Source organism: Rhizobium sp. WYCCWR 11152 (assembly GCF_013087615.1).
Taxonomy (GTDB): domain Bacteria; phylum Pseudomonadota; class Alphaproteobacteria; order Rhizobiales; family Rhizobiaceae; genus Rhizobium; species Rhizobium indicum.
Genome location: NZ_JABFCP010000004.1, coordinates 1 through 17,318, shown reverse-complemented (window position 1 = coordinate 17,318; position 17,318 = coordinate 1). Strand labels below are relative to the sequence as shown.

Below are 17,318 nucleotides of genomic sequence, written 5' to 3'. Positions count from 1 at the left end.
GGCAGTAGTTGCGTCAGCCGCCGCTCACACTCTTGAACGCGGCGATGATGCTTTGGGCGGCGAGCTGTGCCTCATCCGATGTCGTCTGGAAATTGGTGACCGAGAGGCGCAGGACGTCGCGGCCGCGCCATTTGGCGCCGCCGGCGAAGATCATGCCGTCCGCCTGAATCTTTTCGATCGTCTTTCGCGTCAGCGCGTCGCCTTCTTCGGAGGGCAGGTCCGCTCCGAAGCGGATGACGAGCTGGTTCAGCGCGACCTCGTTCAGAATGGCGATGCCGGGCTCGCGCGCAAGCAGGTCGGCCACCAGCCGAGCCGAGGCACAGCACTGATCGATAAGGGCGGCGATGCCGTCGCGACCGAGATGTTTCAGCATCGCCCAAGTGGCAAAGCCGCGCGCCCTTCTCGAAAGCTCGGGCACGTAATGGGAAGGATCGCGTTCGCCTTCGCCGGCGAGCGGCAGATAGCTCGCGGCGATCGTCATGGCGCGGCGATGGGCGAGCTCGTTGCGGACGATCGCATAGCCGCAATCATAGGGCGTCTGCAGCCATTTGTGGCCGTCCGTCGCCCAGCTGTCGGCCGCTTCGATGCCGCGGCTGAGGTGGCTGATCTTCGCTGAAGCCTGCGCCCAGAGACCAAAGGCTCCGTCGACATGCACCCAGGCGCGCTTCGCCCTCAACAGCGGGATGATGGCAGCGAAATCGTCGAAGGCGCCAGTATTGATCTGCCCCGCCTGGAGAATGGCGATGACCGGTCCAGAGATCGTATCGAGCGTGCCCGCCAGCGCGGCGCGGTCTATCCGGCCTACCGGATCGGTGCGCACGCGCAGCACGCGATCATGGCCGAGACCTAGGAATTGCAGCGCGGAGAATACCGTCGTGTGGGCATCGTCGCCGATCAGAACGGTGATCTCAGGCGCCCCGAACAGGCCGTTGGCATCGGCATCCCAGCCCACCTGGCGCAGCACTTCGCCGCGCGCGGCGGCAAGGCAGGTGAAGTTCGCCACCGTCGCGCCGGTGACGAAGCCGACCGAGCTTTCGGCCGGCAGCTTCAGGAGATCGAGAAGCCATCTCGCCGCGACGGTCTCGACGGCGGCTGCGGCCGGTGCGGCGGCATGGTTTCCGGCATTCTGGCCCCAGGCGCTGGTGAGGAAATCGGCCGCGACGCCGACCGGATGGGAGCCGCCGATGACCCAGCCGAAAAAGCGCGGCCCAGTGGTTGCATGCAGCCCGGGTTCGGCGCCGTCCGAGAGACGCCTGATGACATCAAGCATATCGGAACCGGCCGCCGGCAGCGGCTCTTCGAAACAGGCAAGCGAGGCTGCGTAGTCATGGGTGGGCATATGGCGGGCGGGCGCTGCCTGCCGGAATCCTGCCGCAAGGCGGGCGGCTTCCTGAAACAGAGATGCAATTGCCGTCATGCGGATCCCCCTGCCGTCACCGATCCTGGAGGGCCTCACCCTCGAAGCAGGCTGCCGGCACACGCAATCTAGCCCATATCGCCGAGGCTGTCTTCGCCTGGCAGATCTCGGATCTGGGTTCCGGGGCCTTCCTTGGGCTTGCCGAGACCTCAAGACAAATTGAGCATCGGGGAGGCGCTTCCTAAATATCTACAATAACTACCTTATCCCGTTCTGTGCATTTTTGAAATTTCGCGGCTCTTGTTGAAAATGATTGCCTTCGCTTCAAGTATCGTTCAATGATGTGGAAATATCATTTGCGCCATTGTCAAGTTGGCGCTGCCAATCAGCGAGGGATATGCACTGAAATATTTCCTTCTCTACGCGCTGACATGCACGTTGGTCGGGATAGTTCTTCTCTTCATCATCCATGAAGTTGTACCGTTCACGATCGACAAGCCAACCGATCAATCGGTGGCCGACTCAACTGATGAGCCAGTTGCCGGGCCAACCGAGCAATCGGCGGCCCGACCAACCGGCGAGCCGTTGAACGCGGCAACCGACAAGCCGGTGCCGGGGGCAACCGACAAGCCGATGCCGGGGGCAACCGGCAAGCCGGTACCCGGGCCAACAACCGATCAATCCGCCGTCCAGCCAGCCGATCCCCTGGTCGTCCGATCCACCGGCCAGCCGGTCGACGGGCCAGCCCGTGAACCGGTCGTCGGGCCAACTGGCGAACCGGCTGCGAGGCCGACCGATCAATCGGTGGTCGGTCCGACCGGCGAACCGGCTGCGAGGCCGACCGATCAATCGGTGGTCGGTCCGCCCGGCGAACCGGTCGTCCGGAAGGGTGGCCGGCTGGGGAGTCCGGCGCAGTGACCGGCGCCTGAGATGACGGATTTCCGTTCGATTTCGTAACTTCGAACCTATGCTGAACTAGGAAGCCTCCTGGCACCGGTTGCATCGGCTGAGGCCATCTGTATTGACAGTACCTTTCATCATCTCGCAGGAGGTCCCGATGGATGGAAGTGGCACGACGATCAGGCATGTCAGGGCAGACGAAGTGGAGGCTTTCCGGCGCATCCGTCTGGAAGCGCTTCGCACCGAACCGTCCCTCTTTGCAAGCCGCTACGAGGACTGGGAGGCTCTTTCTCTCGAGGAATGGCGCAATCGCCTGAATGAGCCGGTTTTCATCGCCTTTCAGGGTGACGAACCCGTCGGCATAACCGGCCTAGTTCGGCAGCGGTCGAGCAAGATGGCCCATCGCGCGACGATCATCATGGTTTACGTGAGAAGGAGCCTGCGCGGAACGGGCCTTGCCGGCAAGCTGCTCGGCGCGGTGGCCGATCACGCGCGCGATATCGGCATCCTGCAACTGGAACTCTTCGTCAGTGCAGAAAACCCGCCGGCAATACGTTTCTATCAGCGGGAAGGCTTCTCCGAGATCGGCAGGATTCCCGGCGGGGTTCTGGAGGAGGGCAGGGAGATCGACGACGTCATGATGGCTCGCCGTCTGGTCGGTTAGTCTCACGCGGATGTTTCAGCGCATATCGGCTTGCCCAGCCTGTTGACCTCAAGTGGGGTTGGGGTTGCAGCATGCCGGCATGGGCTGGAGGTTTGGCTGTGACGAAAATTCTTAAAGACGAGGATCTGGTCGGCGGCGCGCTGATGGTGGTCGCGATCGATGCGCTCGAGACCGCTTTTCTCGCGAGGGCCGGCAATCGACTGATCTCTCCACCCCGGCACCATGTCTCATTTCCCGATCGAGGCGATCTCGTCTTCACCGTCGGCGGCATCCTCGGCAAGAAACCGCTTGCGGGCTTCCGGGTCTATGAAACATTCGACGGGGCGGAGCATTCGCAGATCGTCGCGGTGTGGTCGGCCGACGACGCGGAGCTCAAGGGCATTATTCTTGGAGAGCGCCTCGGCAACCTCAGGACCGGTGCGATCGGAGGTCTCGCCATCCGCCATCTCAGCGCGCCGGATGCCAGGACCCTGGGGATACTCGGCAGTGGAGCCCAAGCGCGAACCCAACTCGCCGCGGCTGCCGCCGTTCGGAACCTGGACCGCGCTCACGTCTATAGCCGCGACGAGAAAAATCGCGCCGCCTTTGCAGCTGAGATGCAGCAGGTCTTGGGTATTGAAGTGGAGCCTGCCGGCAGCGCCTCGGAAGCCGTCGATGACGCCGACATCGTTATCTGCGCGACGACGAGCCGAACGCCCGTCATTCATGCCAGGGATTTGAATCCCGGCGTGCACGTCAACACCGTCGGCCCGAAAACGTGTGAGGGATACGAACTCGGCCTGGATATCGCCAATGTCGCAGCCGTGATTGCGACGGACTCTTCCGAACAGACGCGTGCCTATGCTTCGCCCTTTTTCCTGGCCGGCTCCGGCAATGAGCATCGCATGGCCGACCTTGCCGATATCATGGCCGGGAAGGCGGCCGGGCGAGAATCGCCTGGCGATACGACGCTGTTTTGCTCCGTCGGGTTGGCTGGAACCGAGGTCGTCGTCGCCTCGGCAATCCTTGATATGCTGTGAGCCTGTTTCCCCTATTCACGGCAGACCCAGCACATCTCCCATGGCGTATTCGCCGGGTGTGCGCCCTGCGATCCAGCGGGCGGCGGCAAGCGCGCCGCGGGCGAACATGCCGCGGTCGAGAGCCGAATGCGAGAGTGTCACGACCTCCTCGGCGGCGGCAAACAGGACGCTGTGTTCTCCAACGATTCCCCCGGCCCGCAGCACGGCGAAGCCGATCTCGCCGGGCGGGCGTTCGCCGGTGATGCCGTCGCGCCCGCGCCGCTCGACGGATGCGAGGGAAACGCCGCGGCCCTCGGCGGCTGCCTCGCCGAGCATCAGCGCCGTGCCGGACGGCGCGTCGATCTTCCTGTTGTGATGGGCTTCGAGGATTTCGATATCCCAGCCATATGCGGGAAGGGCGCGCGCCGCCTGAGCGACGAGGCCGACCAGCATGTTGACGCCGATGGAGAAATTGCCGGAGCGCAGGATCGGAATCGCGCGGGCGGCTTCTGCGATCCGGTCGAGCTCATCCGGCTCGAAACCCGTCGCTCCGATCACCAGGGCCGGTCCGCCGGCCGAAGCGCACAGGCCGGCAAGTTCGGCAGCAGCACGTCCCGTCGTGAAATCCAGGATCACGTCGGCCGCTCCGATCGCAGCCGAACGTTCGATCAACCCGGCGCCCGCGGAGCCCTCGCGGCCGATGCCGCCGACGAACGCAAAATCCGGATCGGCCGCCAGCAGTGGCAGGATGGCGCGCCCCATGCGGCCGTTCGCGCCGGCGACGGCTATTTTGATTGGTGAGGTCACGGACTTTCCTTGGCTCGCGATATTTCCAACGGACGGCTGTTTGCATCGGCATTACGCCGGCGAATGGGATCTGCCACTACCGCACTTGCGCTTCCGCGGCAAAGCAGGGATCTCCTCTGGTCAGCTGAGGCTTACCAGTTGCCGGGGTCGGCGGTGTGATCGATGCTGGCGAATTCGTCGGCCTTTTGCCGATCCAGCTTCACCTCCGTGGCAGCCTTCGTCTCGTCGACGACCGAGTAGCGGTCGGGGATCGGTCCCGCTGATAGTTCCTGATACAGGAGCAAAGCGGCCTCCTCGGCGGTGTCGGCCTCGATCTCCCGGGTGATTGATACGGTGAACTTGTGCATGGCTTCGGCCCTCTCGATCGGTGCGCCGGCGTGTGCGTGGCTTGCACAGTCTGACACGAGTTTTGTGTCGATGACACTAAAACTGCTCGCTTAGAATTTGATTCATGCGACGGCTTCAGGTCTTTGTTTTTATGAATGTCGTGGTGCCAAGCCGCCGCACAGTTTTGGGCGAACTCAGCCGAGGAGATAGATCATGCGCCTGAATCAAGTAACAGTTACGATGCCTGACCTCGATGCGGGCTGGAACTTCTACTGCGCTTTCGGTCTCAGGCCCATCGTCGACGCTCGTCCTCGCTATGCACGCTTCGTCTGCCCGGACGGGGACAGCACCTTCTCCCTGCATCAGGGCGAAAGTGGCGGTGGCGGAACCACGGTGTATTTCGAGTGCGAGAACCTGGACGAGATGGTCGGTAGCCTCAGCGAGGCTGGTCTTCGTTTCGTCACCGGGCCGGAGGACAAGAGTTGGCTCTGGCGTGAGGCCGAGCTGTTCGACCCCGGCGGCAACCGCATCATCCTTTATTTCGCCGGATCGAATCGCACCGATCCGCCATGGCGAGTGGATAAGGTGGACCGCCCGAAGTAGGGTCTTGGCGCCTGCCTATCCCGGCCATTCTCCGAATTGACGAATCGCGGCCGCCTCGGCATCTTTGTTTCGGCGTGGCCTAACGCCGAACCTCCCTAGACCTTCCCCAGCAGGGTCTTCAACCGGAGGCAAAGGGACTTTCGTCTCGGGTCGTGATCCTTGGTCCTGATGTTTCGGGCCTGTTGCTGGGGAACGATGTCCGGAACGTGAGAGGCCCTGATATGACTGAGAATGGAAATTTCAAGCGGCGGGTGCGTGCGCGCGCCGCCAAGACGGGTGAATCCTACACCGCCGCCCGCATGCATGTTCTTCCCAGATCGACGAACGATGCACTGCCTGAGGCAAGACGCTTGCGTCTCGCCGTGGCGCAGACCACTCATGCAGACGATCCCCGCGATATCGGCAAGCTTCGCCAGAGCGGCCACGAGATGCGCCTGCTGATGCGGCAGGCACGAGAGGCTGGCGCGCGGCTCGTCCACTTTCCCGAAGGGACAACATCATCGCCGAACAAGCGCATCATGTCGGAAATCGGGCCGAGGGAGATCGGGCCCTCCGATTGGCGGCGGTTCGAATGGGCCGTGCTTCGCGAGGAGTTGGATGCAACACGCAGGCTGGCGCACGAGCTGGGGCTCTGGGCGGTCATCGGCTCGGTGCATCCGCTGACGGCGCCGCACCGGCCGCACAACAGCCTCTATGTCGTCTCCGACCGCGGCGAACTGGTGACGCGCTACGACGAGCGTCTACTGTCGAACACCAAGATCTCCTTCATGTACACGCCGGGTTCGATTCCCGTGACCTTCGAGGTCGACGGCATCCGCTTTGGCTGCGCTCTCGGTATGGAATGCCACTACCCGGAGATTTTTAGCGAATATGAGCGGCTCGACGTCCATTGCGTGCTGTTCTCGACAACAGGCGGTTCGCCGGCCAACGAGCCGTCCTTCGCCGCCGAGGCACAAGGGCATGCGGCGAGCAACAGCTACTGGGTCAGTTTCTCGGCCCTTGCCCATCCCGGTCAGGCTGATCCGGCCTCTTCCGGGGTCGTCGCGCCCGGCGGCCGATGGGCGGCGCAATGCCCTTCGGAAGGAACGGCTGCTATATCGCTCGCCGATATCGACGACAATCCCGGCGATCCTTCCCGGCCGTGGCGGCGCAAGGCGCGGAGCGGCCTCTACGAGCCGCACCGCGTGGCGGGCGATCCGCGTAGCGACGCGCGGAATATGTTTTAGATCGCGTCGCGTCCACCGCATGCCCGCCAAGTAAATGCAGATGACGCTGAATCTCCCGCTTGTAAAAGTATCTCCCGCGCCAAGGACTGGGCGCACTGGATCCCTGTGAAGAGCACGGGGATGAAAGGAGGGGAGGTAGGCGGCGCTCCACTAATTTAGCAGCGTTCGCAATCGTCCGCGTGAAATCGCTAGGACCGGGCTGGAGAAAGACGGTTTGCCTCTTATTTCAGTGGGCAATGCGAAACGAAGAGCGAAAGGACTGCGCAATGGCAAAGAACACGATCTGCGTATGGTACGACAAAGACGCCGAGGCTGCTGCCCGCTTCTATGCCGCGACTTTTCCCGACAGCGCCGTGGGTGCCGTTATTCGGGCACCGGGAGATTATCCTGACGGCAAGCAGGGAGACGTCCTGGTCGTGGAATTCACCGTTGCGGGTATTCCCTGCATCGGCCTGAACGGCGGTCCCGTGTTCAAACACAACGAAGCCTTCTCCTTTCAGATCGCAACCGACGATCAGGAAGAAACCGATCGTTACTGGAACGCCATCGTCGGCAATGGCGGCCAGGAAAGTGAGTGCGGCTGGTGTAAGGACAAGTGGGGTGTGTCCTGGCAGATTACGCCGCGCATCCTCTCCGAAGCGCTGGCGGCAGGCGGTGGCCAGGCAAAGCGTGCTTTTGACGCGATGATGACCATGAGGAAGATCGACGTCGCGGTGATCGAGGCCGCCCGGCGCGGCTGAGGCAGCTTCGCGCAAAACGATCTTTACCAGGGGCTCGCATCTGATGCGATCCGACGCGGTGGCGTCTTCGCGGTCGGCTCAAAACCAGAGATCGCGTACGCAGCGCCCCTTGGACGGAAGGTCTTCAAACGTATCCAGGCCATCGAAATGATCGATAGTCAGATCCTGAACGATATCCGGCGGCGCAAGCCGGATATTGACAGCCATGCGCCGACGGCCATCCTTTCGAAGCCGCAAGCCGCGCCAACTCAAGACACAGGCGCAGGAAGGGCAGAACAATATTTCGAGTGACGGCTCGTCCCTGTCGGCGCGGGTGTAGGAGGCGGTCTCACCGGTGAGAGCGATGCGCTCTCCTTCGTAGTCATAGGCCCACAGCGTGCCGTAGCGTCGGCAGAGCGTGCAGTTGCAGGCGGTAATCGAGCCCGGATCACCTTCGAGTTTCCAGCTTGCCTTGCCGCAATGACATGAGCCCGTCAGCATGAGCGTCGGTTCGATCCTGATTTCTATTCAAGGACGGCATCCTGCCTCAATCGCGCGATGACCACAATTGGGCGATCCGGGTGCCAGGTCTTATGCTATTGGCGGCTCAAGTGCCCGCCTTTATGGGGGCCGGACGACCCGCTGTCAGCGCGGGTTTTATCTATCGCGCTATCCATGGATGCCTGCAGGAGCCTTACGAGCCAGGCCACGCCTTCGTCACGTATTGCCGCCTTCGGCGCAGTCGCGTTTATGGCGAAGCGTCCGAGTGGCAGGGGAGGATTGACGCTGACGACGCCGAACCGCGCGGCATGCATTTCGACGAAGCGGCGTGGCAAGGCCGAGATAAAGTCGGTTTCCGCGAGCACGGCGAGCGCGAACATGAAGTTCGGGACCGTCAGGGCCACTTGCCTGGAGCATCCATGGCTGGCCAACAGATTGTCGACAAAGCCATGTGTATCGCCCAGATGCGAGACCACAAGGTGCTGCATTGCGCAGTAGTTGGCCAGGGTCTGATCTGTCAGAAAAGGGTGGCCCTGACGGGCCGCGATGACAAAATCCTCTTCGTAGAGCAGCAGGCTTGCAAAGCGGATTGGAAACTCGGCCTGAGGAATGATGGCGATGTCCATATCACGGGCTTCCAACGCGGCTAACGCATCGCGCCAAGCCAGATCAGGCGATGGCTCGCCCTGTCTGGGCAGCAATTGCCGGATGCTGATTGCGATGCCGGGAGCGGACTTGGCCAACAGGTCGAGCAACGGCGGCAGAAACACAGACGAAACACCATCGGGCGCGCCGATCGTAAATCGTCGCTGAGAGCGCGCTGGATCGAATGGCGCCGCTGTCGCCACCACGCTGCGAACGCGCGCCAATATATCGGCGATGGGTGCTGCAAGTTCCTCGGCCCGGTCTGTCGGAACGACGCCCTTCGGTGTTTTGAGAAATAGCGGGTCACCCAGCAGCATGCGCAGCCGGCCAAGGCCGTGACTGATGGCCGAAGGTGAGAGGTTCAACCGCTGCCCCGAACGCCCGACATGGCGTTCCTCCATGACAGTCTCGAACAGCACGAGCAGATTGAGGTCGATTCTGGATAGATCAATTTGGTTCAGCATATTGCTGAAGTCATATCATTAGATTCATTGCCCTGAAAGTGGGAGATAATGACCATTCCGGTACGGCCGGTCACCAATAGGAAGATCCGATGTCCTTTTTCAAAAGCAAAACGGCGCGCGGCGACAAGTCCGTGCACGAGGCCGCAACCCTTTCCCGGCGAGCCGCCCTGGCAATGGCGGTCGCCGCAACAGGGCGCGTCGCGCATGCCGCTCCGGCATCCGATGCGGCATTGCTCGCCATCATCCGCCGAACAGAACAACAGGGGGCGGCTTTCATGGCCGGCGACATGACACGGTGGGCGAGCCTCATCCGCCTCGATGACGATTTCACCCTGATGCAGCCTTTCGGTGGTTCCGCCAGCCATGGCTTCGACGACAGTCCCGAGCATCTGGCCGAACTCGCCCGGTTCTTCCGCAATGGCGGCGGAACGCTGGAGGTGGAAAAGTCCTATGTCAGCGCTGACCTGATCGTATTGGTGATGATCGAGCGCCAGCACGGTGAGGTTGGCGGCCTGCCGGACCAGAACTGGTCGCTGCGCGTCACGCAGGTCTATCGCCGGCGTGGATCGGAGTGGCGGCTCGCCCACCGTCATGCCGACCCCCTGGTTGGGAAGATCTTGCTGGAACAGGCCGCGGCCCTGGCCCGGGGCGAATGAAGTCCGTCCGGATTTGAAAACGATCGCCTTGCCGTGGGCTCGGCTCTCGCGGCAACGCCCCTTTCATAGATTTTCTGAAATTTATAATTGAGATTGCAGTCTGGAGATGATTTTCTGCGACCTTGCGTAGCTGAGTCCACGCCTCCTCCCGATTTTAATCCGAGTGGCCCATGTCGATTTCAGATGCGATCTATCGCCCTTTCGAAAGCCTGATCCGGCCGCTCGATATCCCCTACCGGCCGCTGCCGTCGAAGGGGCCGGTGGCGGTACTCCTGCATTTCATCTCGATGTTTCGGGGTGTGCTGATTGCGCTGGCATTTTGCTCTATGGTGTTCGAGGCGATCAACCTGACAATCGTCTGGGGACTTTCGGTCATCGTCGATGGCGTGACGCAACACGGCGCTCCCGCCTTCCTGCGCGATGAATGGCTGCTGCTGACCATTCTCGGCTTCCTGATTTTTCCGGTCATGCCGATCATGTCCTTCATGCTCAATACGCTGAACTCGCACACGCTCGGTATCGGCATGCCGGCTGCCATTCAGTGGCAGGGCCATAAGGCTGTCGAGCGGCAGGACCTTGCCTTCTTCCATGATCTCTATGCCGGCCAGGTTTCCTCACGGCTGCAGCAGGTCTCTTCCGCCGTCCAGCAGCAGATCCTCGCCGCCTTCCAGTCCATCCCACGCTTCCTGATGCAGCTGGTTGGCTCCGTGATCCTGCTGAGTGCGCTCGCGTGGCAGCTTGCCCTGCCTGTCGTCATCTGGATCGTGCTCAATGTCGTATTCACCGCCAGGATCGTGCCTACCTTCGTCGAGCGCTCGCGCCGCACTGCGAAGCAGCGCAGCCTGGTCGCCGGCGCCATCACCGATCTCTATACCAACATGCAGATGATCAAGCAGTTTGCGGCTGAAGATAGCGAGGCAGGCGCGATCCGCCGCATCATAGGAAAGGCTGTGCAGACGCAGCACAGCGAACAGCGCATCTATCGTTCGTCGGAATTGACGGTCGTGGTTCTCAACACGCTGCTGTGGCTGACCATGCTGGCGATTGGATTTTCCGGCCTCGTCAAAGGCTTTCTCACGATCGGCGAATTCGTCGGCTCGGTTTACATTCTCAACCGACTGTCGTCGCAGATCTTCGTCTTCCTGCAGATGGGCCAACAGATCTTCCAGGCAATCGGCACGATCAAGGATGCCATGCCTGTTATGACGACACCGCCCACCATCACCGACCGGCCGGGTGCGGCAGACCTCGCTGTCAGCAGCGGCGAGATCCGTTTCGACCATGTCCGCTTCGCCTACAAGTCCGGCAAGCCTGTCATCGATGATCTGTCGCTGACGGTCCTGCCCGGTGAAAAGGTCGGCCTTGTCGGCCTCTCGGGCGCCGGCAAGACCACGCTCGCCAACCTGCTTCTGCGCTTCTACGACATCAAGGACGGCGCGATCTTCATCGACGGGGAGGATATCCGCGCCGTCACCCAGGCAAGCCTTCGCCGCTCCATCGGGGTCATCGCGCAGGACGTCGCGCTGCTGCACCGTTCGGTCGGCGACAATATCCGTTACGGTCGGCCGGAGGCGACGAAGGACGAGATCGAAGCGGTGGCGAAGATGGCAAGCGCCGATGCCTTCATCGCCGATCTTTCCGACGGCGAAGGCCGCAGCGGTTATGAGGCCTTCGTCGGCGACCGCGGCATCAAACTGTCAGGCGGCCAGCGCCAGCGCGTAGCCATCGCCCGTGTTCTCCTGAAGGACGCGCCGATCCTGGTGCTCGACGAGGCGACCTCCGCCCTCGACAGCGAATCCGAAGCCGCCATCCAGGAAAGGCTCAACCTCGTCATGGAGGCAAAGACGGTGATCGCCATCGCCCACCGCCTGTCGACTATCGCCAGAATGGATCGGATCGTAGTGATCGATCACGGGCGCATCGTGGAGGAGGGCAGGCCGGACGAACTGGTCGAACAAGACGGCTTGTTCGCGCGACTATGGAAACGCCAGACCGGTGGTTTCATTCCTGAAGACATCGATGAGCCCTTACCGGCCTCGCCTGTGATCTGACCGAGTGGCCTATGACGGCGACGCGAGGCCTCCCTTCGGAAGACCTTTGCCCTGTAGGTTGAAATGCCCGCATTGTACCCGGATGGCGGGGTGACGGTGCCACATGCGCCTGTGTTGCTACGGGCGCCGCCATACTTACTCTCCCTCATTCCTGTACCCGTCACAGGAATCCAGCCACCGCGCGTCCGCGCGGTGAACGACTCAATGCTACGGTTGAAAAGTCTCTCGCGCCCAAGACTTGAGCGCACTGGATTCCTGTGACGAGCACAGGAATGAGGGAGGGGAGGAGATGCGCAGGCCGGGAGCTATGCGAAGCAGGCGGTTTTTGAAAGCTCGCCCTCTCAGGCATGATGCATCCGCGTACGGGATCAGCACCTTCTCCATCGCCGCACCCCTTGACGATGGCGGCGGCCGTCCTGCCTATTGCCGGCAAGGGAACCGGGGCAGGGTGGTCATGATCAATCCGTCGAGCAGGTCGGGCACGCGCGACCCCGATGTCACCATCCGTCGCATTCTGAAGGTCAACCATGCGGGCGAGTTCGGCGCTATCAGGATCTATGGCGCCCAGATCCTGGTGGCCCGGCGGCTGTTTCCCGAGATCGTGCCGACGCTTGAAGAGATGCGTCGGGACGAGATCGACCATTGCCGCCTGTTTCGCGAGGCGATGCCTGCAAGGGTCGCCAAGCCTTGTCGCGTCATGTCATTCTGGAGCCTCGGCGGTTCTGCGCTCGGCCTCCTGACGGCACTTAGTGGGCGCAACATGATCTGGATCTGTACCGAGGCGGTCGAAAGCACGGTCCATCGCCATCTCGAAGATCAATTGGCTTTCCTTCAGAAACGCGATCCCGAGCTTCATGCCCTCATCGCGTCAATTCAGGAGCAGGAACTGGCGCATCTCAGGAAGGCCGAAAACAGCCAGAAAAGACGAGGCTTGAGCCACGCCCTGTTGCTGCCCGTCGTTGGTGCCTTGACCGACCTGATGATCTGGCTCTCGACCTGGGGAGATTCGAGCTGGATGCGCGCCGAAATGGCGCGTGTGGGGAGAGGCTAGTCTCCACCGCGCAAACGGTGACTTGCTGCTGTCGGGCCTTTGGCCAAATGCGAGCGCGCTATTCGACGAGCCCGAAGATAGGGCCGTAGCCGCCGTGCCAGGACCAGTCGTTGCGGCCCATTGCCGGATTGTAAAATCCGACGCCTCGTCCGCCATCGAGAAACAAGGCATCGGAGCATTTCAGATGGTCGCGGAAGAGCCGTGCGAAATCGTGGAAATTCACCCCGTCTTCGCTGATCGCGAAGCGAACCGCGCCGCGCTCGCAGGTTCCGACACCGCTGCGGCGGGTCCGGTCTGTCGAGCCGACGATGAAGATCGGGTTCAATTTGTTGGCGATGACAAGCATCGGACCGGATTGGGTGGCGAACCGCACGTTGAGCCGACGCTTCAGAAATTCATCGGTCGGGAGTATGCCGGCGCTTGCTTCACCCAGAAAGAACACGCCGTTCGGCTTCTTATAGAAATTCGGCACCTGACCGGCGGAGCTTTCGGCCTTTGTCGTATTGGCGGGTTTCAATTCCCTGCCGTTCTCGACATAAAGTCCCATCGGCGAAAAATCGGCCCGGTACATCCCGGCGTTGACGGCCAAGGTCAGCGTTCGACCCTCGGCACGAACGGCTTCGGCAAGGCTTGAAAAAGTGCGGTACGGTGCGCCTTCGGCGTTCTTCCAGAATAATCGCAGGTCGGCTTTGCCCGGTTTTAGCGTGCAGACGACGTATTTCGCCTCTTCGAAGGTCTCCTTCTCACACTGTGCGGCATGCGCTTGATGCTGGGATGTCATTATTGCTGCCAGCATCATGGCGGCGGCGAGCACGCCGTGTTTCAGATAGGTCATGGTTGCCGGGGCCTCTCGTTCATATCGCCAATGAAGCGTTTATCTGTGAGATTGCAATAGTTTGGTGCGGCGAGCAGGGCAGTGACCGGCGTGGCGGGCTTGAAACCCCTCCCCAACCCCTCCCCACAAGGGGGAGGGACTTACCCAAGCCGCTCGCTCGTCACACGATTTCCCTGAGGCGATGGGATGGAAGGCGGTCGCTGCGGTTCAGCCCCTTCCCCTTGAGGGGAGGGGTTTCGAGCCCGCAAATAGCAAAGAGATCCACTATCGCCGCCCTAGTTAGTTTTGACCTGCTGTCGCGATCCGCTAATTTTTCGCACAAACCGCAAACTGATGTTCTTGTTATGTTCACATGCTTGCGATATGGATTCTTCCGATCTTGGAGCAGGGAAGGAAAGATCATGAGTGTCTACGCAACAGTCGGTGCAATCGATTCCGCCAAATCGAATGGGTTTTATGGTGCGACCTTGGCAACGATCGGATGGAGCAAACATCGGGAATTTCCCGGATGGAGCGCCTATTCCGAAGGCGGGAAGGGTGACGGTTTCGTTCTATGGGTTTGCAAGCCGATCAACGGCGAGCCGGCGAGCGCCGGAAATGGCTCGATGGTGGGTTTCATGGCCAAGTCCCATGCCGAGGTGGACGCTTTTTACGATGCGGCCATGACAAACGGCGGAACGGACGACGGCGCGCCCGGTCTACGTCCGCACTACGGGCCGAACTGGTATTCCGCTTACGTGCGCGACCCCACCGGAAACAAGATTGCTGTCGTCTACGACGGCTGAGGCCAGTTTGATTGCCGCAATTCGACGTCTCGGGGACTACCAAGCGGTACGGGCGGTGCCGAGCGCGGTCGTATGAGAGGATGAGACCTGGGCGACGTGCGCCTTAAGCGACACGACGCAGTTTCCCGGAACGCTGAGATTGTGCGACGTCAAGTGTTTCAGCAATGTCTCGGCGTCGCGCTTTTCGGTTAGCGGAAATGTCACAGTCATGCGAGTTCTCCAACGAATAAACTGAGCATCCGCACAAATTAATGTCTAAATTCTTTTGCGCTGCAACAAGAAAATTTTAACGATAAAATTAAAATCGATTAGCTTTCGGAGTGGCGATTTTAAAAATCGTTTGAAATTGGATTCGGGGCTTCTCCATGGAAGCCTTGACTGCTTCGGCCAGCCGCGAGGGTAGATGCCGTCAATGTGGGCATTGACCTATCCGACCATTGACCCTCGCAGCTTATGAGATCCGAACCGGCCCGTTTCGTCCGGCTCCCGCAGGTCGAAATGCGGAGGGGAAGGCGTTTGGAGCGTCGTGAGCGTTAGGTGCGCTGGCTGCGTAAGATCGGGCGGTCATCTGCCGTTGCGGGCGGCCCAGCTCCTGAGCCGCAAGCCGTTGAGCCTGATGAAACCTTCCGCGTCGTGATGATCGAAGGCGATGGCGCTTTCTTCAAAGGTGACGAGGTCGGCGGAGTAGAGTGACCAGGGAGAGGTGCGCGAGATGACCGAGGCGCTTCCCTTGTAGAGCCTCACAGTCACTTCGCCGCTGACGAAAGCCTGGCTTTGGTCGATCAAGGCTTGCAGCATTTCCCGCTCCGGCGCGAACCAGAAGCCGTTGTAGATGAGCTCGGCGTAACGGGGCATGATCTCGTCCTTCAGATGCGCCGCGGCGCGATCGAGCGTGATCGATTCAATGCCGCGATGGGCGGCGAGGAGGATCGTCCCTCCCGGCGTCTCGTATATTCCCCTCGACTTCATGCCGATGAAGCGGTTTTCGACCAGATCGAGGCGTCCGACACCATGCCGGCCGCCCAGTCCATTGAGTTCGCTCAGCAATGCGGCCGGTGTCATGGACTTGCCATTCACCGAAACCGGGTCACCTGCCTCGAAACCGATGGTGATGATCTCGGGGGCGTCAGGAGCATCGAGCGGATCAACCGTGCGCTGATAGACATGATCGGGCGCGACCTCCGCCGGATTTTCGAGGATCTTGCCTTCGGTTGAGGTGTGCAGCAGGTTGGCGTCGATCGAGAACGGCGCCTCGCCGCGCTTGTCGCTTGGCACCGGGATGTGATGCTTCTCGGCATATTCCAGAAGCTGCGTACGGGAGCGGATGTTCCATTGGCGCCAGGGAGCGATGACCTTAAGCGACGGATCGAGCGCATTGATGGCCAGCTCGAACCGGATCTGGTCATTGCCCTTGCCTGTCGCGCCGTGGGCGATGGCATCCGCGCCAACCTCCCCGGCTATGCCGACCAGACGCTTGGCAATCAGCGGCCGTGCAATGGAACTGCCCAGCAGATATTGCCCCTCATAGAGCACGTTCGCCCGTAGCATCGGAAAGACGAAATCGCTGACGAACTCCTCGCGCAGATCGACGATGCGGATGTCCTTGACCCCTGACATCTCCGCCTTGGCGCGCGCCGGCTCGAGCTCCTCGCCCTGGCCGAGATCGGCGGTGAACGTCACCACTTCGCATCCGTAGACCTCCTGCAACCATTTGAGGATGATCGAGGTATCCAGCCCGCCCGAATAGGAAAGCACAATTTTCTCTATCTTCGTCATCAACCCATCTCCATCTCGATGCTGGAACGATAGGCCAAGTCCTACGCAATGAGCTTGCGAAGCATCCGTAAAATTGCAAAAATTTAGCATGTCATGCCATTACAGCCCGAGTAGGAGCTATGAAATGCCAGTCGCCTTGGATCCGATCGATCGCCATATTCTGCGCGTGCTTCAGCGTGACGGGCGTATTTCGAATGTCGATCTGGCGAAGGAGGTAGGCCTGTCACCGTCGCCGTGCCTGCGTCGCGTGCGGCTGCTGGAAGAGGCCGGGATCATCGATCGCTACGTCGCCGTACTGGACCCTGCAAAGGTCGGGGCGGGACTGACGGTTTTTGCCCGCGTGTGGTTCAAGACCCAGGACGCCGAGGTCACGCTCCGGTTCGCCCAAGCCGTCAGGCGGTTTCCCGAGGTGATGGAATGCTACCTAACGACAGGGGAGTGCGACGCCGTGCTTCGGATCGTCACCGCCGATCTGCACAGCTACTGGCGTTTTCAGGCCGATCACCTGACGCGCATTCCGAGTGTCCTCAGCGTCAAAACCGACGTGCCGATGGAAACGCTCAAGCGAAGCTTCGAACTGCCGTTGAGATAGGCGTCGTAGCTCGATCCCTATCCCAGGGGAGAGGCGTTCCGGTTCCTTGCCAGCCAGACGAGGCCTGTGACCAGGAGCAGGATCATCACGGCATGGGTGATGTAATCGAGCGTGGTTTGCGCGGTCGTACGGCCCTCCCTCCGGCCTCATCCTGAGGTGCCCCGGAGGGGCCTCGAAGGACGGGGCCGGCCACCGGCGTCTCATCCGGCGATATCGGCATGCAGCGCCACTTGCACCTTCCCTGCCACCCGGCGTGGCTGGTGTTTCGGCGTTTGATGGATGCAGGATGCAGTGCTGCGGCGTGTCCTTCGAGGCTTCGCCCTTCGGGCTGCGCGCCTCAGCAACCGTGTTGTTGGGGCTG

The 17,318-nt window shown here is 61.3% G+C and carries 19 protein-coding genes; 11 read left to right on the top strand and 8 right to left on the bottom strand.

The features are described 5' to 3' along the window. Window positions 1–13: 13 nt before the first annotated feature. Window positions 14–1,417 (bottom strand): aspartate aminotransferase family protein, encoded by a 1,404-nt coding sequence (locus G9X67_RS04740; RefSeq protein WP_171598260.1) that lies wholly within the window; start codon window positions 1,415–1,417, stop codon window positions 14–16. Window positions 1,418–1,729: 312 nt separating this feature from the next. Between G9X67_RS04740 and G9X67_RS04735 the strand changes: the two genes are divergently transcribed. The 3 genes from G9X67_RS04735 to G9X67_RS04725 all read left to right on the top strand — a co-directional run bounded on the left by G9X67_RS04735 (window position 1,730) and on the right by G9X67_RS04725 (window position 3,940). Then, a complete protein-coding gene (locus tag G9X67_RS04735; protein ID WP_171598259.1) occupies window positions 1,730–2,275 on the top strand; it encodes a hypothetical protein in 546 nt (181 codons plus the stop codon). 139 nt (window positions 2,276–2,414) lie between these two features. Next, entirely contained in the window at window positions 2,415–2,921 is a 507-nt protein-coding gene (locus G9X67_RS04730; protein ID WP_171598258.1) for a GNAT family N-acetyltransferase, read from the top strand. A 98-nt stretch (window positions 2,922–3,019) separates the two neighbouring features. Continuing rightward, window positions 3,020–3,940 (top strand): ornithine cyclodeaminase family protein, encoded by a 921-nt coding sequence (locus G9X67_RS04725; RefSeq protein WP_171598257.1) that lies wholly within the window; start codon window positions 3,020–3,022, stop codon window positions 3,938–3,940. A 15-nt stretch (window positions 3,941–3,955) separates the two neighbouring features. On the opposite strand, the gene dapB is transcribed toward G9X67_RS04725, so the two are convergent. Continuing rightward, complete coding sequence (gene dapB / locus G9X67_RS04720) at window positions 3,956–4,726, bottom strand: 4-hydroxy-tetrahydrodipicolinate reductase (protein ID WP_171598256.1); 771 nt, start codon at window positions 4,724–4,726, stop codon at window positions 3,956–3,958. A 131-nt stretch (window positions 4,727–4,857) separates the two neighbouring features. After that, entirely contained in the window at window positions 4,858–5,073 is a 216-nt protein-coding gene (locus G9X67_RS04715; protein WP_171598255.1) for a hypothetical protein, read from the bottom strand. 193 nt (window positions 5,074–5,266) lie between these two features. On the opposite strand from G9X67_RS04715, the gene G9X67_RS04710 reads away from it, so the two are divergent. The 3 genes from G9X67_RS04710 to G9X67_RS04700 all read left to right on the top strand — a co-directional run bounded on the left by G9X67_RS04710 (window position 5,267) and on the right by G9X67_RS04700 (window position 7,622). Further along, complete coding sequence (locus G9X67_RS04710; RefSeq protein WP_171598254.1) at window positions 5,267–5,656, top strand: VOC family protein; 390 nt, start codon at window positions 5,267–5,269, stop codon at window positions 5,654–5,656. A gap of 221 nt (window positions 5,657–5,877) precedes the next feature. After that, window positions 5,878–6,882: a carbon-nitrogen hydrolase family protein gene (locus tag G9X67_RS04705; RefSeq protein WP_171598253.1), complete on the top strand. Its 1,005-nt coding sequence runs from the start codon at window positions 5,878–5,880 to the stop codon at window positions 6,880–6,882. A gap of 266 nt (window positions 6,883–7,148) precedes the next feature. Further along, window positions 7,149–7,622 carry a VOC family protein gene (locus G9X67_RS04700; protein WP_138334747.1) on the top strand — a complete coding sequence of 158 codons (474 nt, stop codon included), beginning with the start codon at window positions 7,149–7,151 and terminating at the stop codon, window positions 7,620–7,622. Window positions 7,623–7,700: 78 nt separating this feature from the next. On the opposite strand, the gene G9X67_RS04695 is transcribed toward G9X67_RS04700, so the two are convergent. Both G9X67_RS04695 and G9X67_RS04690 read right to left on the bottom strand, forming a co-directional pair. Next, entirely contained in the window at window positions 7,701–8,102 is a 402-nt protein-coding gene (locus G9X67_RS04695) for a GFA family protein (RefSeq protein WP_171598252.1), read from the bottom strand. Window positions 8,103–8,197: 95 nt separating this feature from the next. Continuing rightward, window positions 8,198–9,211, bottom strand: a complete 1,014-nt coding sequence (locus G9X67_RS04690) for a LysR family transcriptional regulator (RefSeq protein WP_246705364.1) — start codon at window positions 9,209–9,211, stop codon at window positions 8,198–8,200. 89 nt (window positions 9,212–9,300) lie between these two features. On the opposite strand from G9X67_RS04690, the gene G9X67_RS04685 reads away from it, so the two are divergent. The 3 genes from G9X67_RS04685 (at window position 9,301) to G9X67_RS04675 (ending at window position 12,969) form a co-directional block, all read left to right on the top strand. Continuing rightward, window positions 9,301–9,867, top strand: coding sequence for a nuclear transport factor 2 family protein (locus G9X67_RS04685; protein ID WP_171598251.1), 567 nt, complete (start codon window positions 9,301–9,303; stop codon window positions 9,865–9,867). Window positions 9,868–10,037: 170 nt separating this feature from the next. Further along, window positions 10,038–11,918, top strand: a complete 1,881-nt coding sequence (locus G9X67_RS04680) for an ABC transporter ATP-binding protein (RefSeq protein ID WP_171598250.1) — start codon at window positions 10,038–10,040, stop codon at window positions 11,916–11,918. Window positions 11,919–12,372: 454 nt separating this feature from the next. Then, window positions 12,373–12,969: a demethoxyubiquinone hydroxylase family protein gene (locus tag G9X67_RS04675; RefSeq protein ID WP_171598249.1), complete on the top strand. Its 597-nt coding sequence runs from the start codon at window positions 12,373–12,375 to the stop codon at window positions 12,967–12,969. Window positions 12,970–13,027: 58 nt separating this feature from the next. On the opposite strand, the gene G9X67_RS04670 is transcribed toward G9X67_RS04675, so the two are convergent. Then, on the bottom strand, window positions 13,028–13,804 hold the full coding sequence (locus G9X67_RS04670; RefSeq protein WP_171598248.1) for a phosphodiester glycosidase family protein: 777 nt from the start codon (window positions 13,802–13,804) through the stop codon (window positions 13,028–13,030). A gap of 401 nt (window positions 13,805–14,205) precedes the next feature. On the opposite strand from G9X67_RS04670, the gene G9X67_RS04665 reads away from it, so the two are divergent. Continuing rightward, window positions 14,206–14,589, top strand: a complete 384-nt coding sequence (locus G9X67_RS04665; protein ID WP_246705363.1) for a VOC family protein — start codon at window positions 14,206–14,208, stop codon at window positions 14,587–14,589. A gap of 36 nt (window positions 14,590–14,625) precedes the next feature. Here the strand turns inward: G9X67_RS04665 and G9X67_RS04660 are convergent, their stop codons facing one another. Both G9X67_RS04660 and G9X67_RS04655 read right to left on the bottom strand, forming a co-directional pair. After that, window positions 14,626–14,799 carry a hypothetical protein gene (locus G9X67_RS04660; RefSeq protein WP_003540843.1) on the bottom strand — a complete coding sequence of 58 codons (174 nt, stop codon included), beginning with the start codon at window positions 14,797–14,799 and terminating at the stop codon, window positions 14,626–14,628. Window positions 14,800–15,153: 354 nt separating this feature from the next. Then, window positions 15,154–16,365 carry an argininosuccinate synthase gene (locus tag G9X67_RS04655; RefSeq protein ID WP_171598247.1) on the bottom strand — a complete coding sequence of 404 codons (1,212 nt, stop codon included), beginning with the start codon at window positions 16,363–16,365 and terminating at the stop codon, window positions 15,154–15,156. Window positions 16,366–16,489: 124 nt separating this feature from the next. On the opposite strand from G9X67_RS04655, the gene G9X67_RS04650 reads away from it, so the two are divergent. Further along, the gene (locus G9X67_RS04650; protein ID WP_138334738.1) at window positions 16,490–16,957 is read left to right on the top strand and encodes an Lrp/AsnC family transcriptional regulator; all 468 of its coding nucleotides are present in this window, start codon (window positions 16,490–16,492) and stop codon (window positions 16,955–16,957) included. The last annotated feature ends 361 nt before the right edge of the window (window positions 16,958–17,318 follow it).

Coding starts and splice junctions, on each gene's coding strand:
- G9X67_RS04740 (WP_171598260.1), bottom strand. CDS start 1,417: ATGACGGCAATTGCATCTCTGTTTCAGGAAGCCGCCCGCCTTGCGGCA.
- G9X67_RS04730 (WP_171598258.1), top strand. CDS start 2,415: ATGGATGGAAGTGGCACGACGATCAGGCATGTCAGGGCAGACGAAGTG.
- G9X67_RS04715 (WP_171598255.1), bottom strand. CDS start 5,073: ATGCACAAGTTCACCGTATCAATCACCCGGGAGATCGAGGCCGACACC.
- G9X67_RS04710 (WP_171598254.1), top strand. CDS start 5,267: ATGCGCCTGAATCAAGTAACAGTTACGATGCCTGACCTCGATGCGGGC.
- G9X67_RS04705 (WP_171598253.1), top strand. CDS start 5,878: ATGACTGAGAATGGAAATTTCAAGCGGCGGGTGCGTGCGCGCGCCGCC.
- G9X67_RS04700 (WP_138334747.1), top strand. CDS start 7,149: ATGGCAAAGAACACGATCTGCGTATGGTACGACAAAGACGCCGAGGCT.
- G9X67_RS04695 (WP_171598252.1), bottom strand. CDS start 8,102: ATGCTGACGGGCTCATGTCATTGCGGCAAGGCAAGCTGGAAACTCGAA.
- G9X67_RS04690 (WP_246705364.1), bottom strand. CDS start 9,211: ATGCTGAACCAAATTGATCTATCCAGAATCGACCTCAATCTGCTCGTG.
- G9X67_RS04685 (WP_171598251.1), top strand. CDS start 9,301: ATGTCCTTTTTCAAAAGCAAAACGGCGCGCGGCGACAAGTCCGTGCAC.
- G9X67_RS04680 (WP_171598250.1), top strand. CDS start 10,038: ATGTCGATTTCAGATGCGATCTATCGCCCTTTCGAAAGCCTGATCCGG.
- G9X67_RS04675 (WP_171598249.1), top strand. CDS start 12,373: ATGATCAATCCGTCGAGCAGGTCGGGCACGCGCGACCCCGATGTCACC.
- G9X67_RS04670 (WP_171598248.1), bottom strand. CDS start 13,804: ATGACCTATCTGAAACACGGCGTGCTCGCCGCCGCCATGATGCTGGCA.
- G9X67_RS04665 (WP_246705363.1), top strand. CDS start 14,206: ATGAGTGTCTACGCAACAGTCGGTGCAATCGATTCCGCCAAATCGAAT.
- G9X67_RS04660 (WP_003540843.1), bottom strand. CDS start 14,799: ATGACTGTGACATTTCCGCTAACCGAAAAGCGCGACGCCGAGACATTG.
- G9X67_RS04655 (WP_171598247.1), bottom strand. CDS start 16,365: ATGACGAAGATAGAGAAAATTGTGCTTTCCTATTCGGGCGGGCTGGAT.
- G9X67_RS04650 (WP_138334738.1), top strand. CDS start 16,490: ATGCCAGTCGCCTTGGATCCGATCGATCGCCATATTCTGCGCGTGCTT.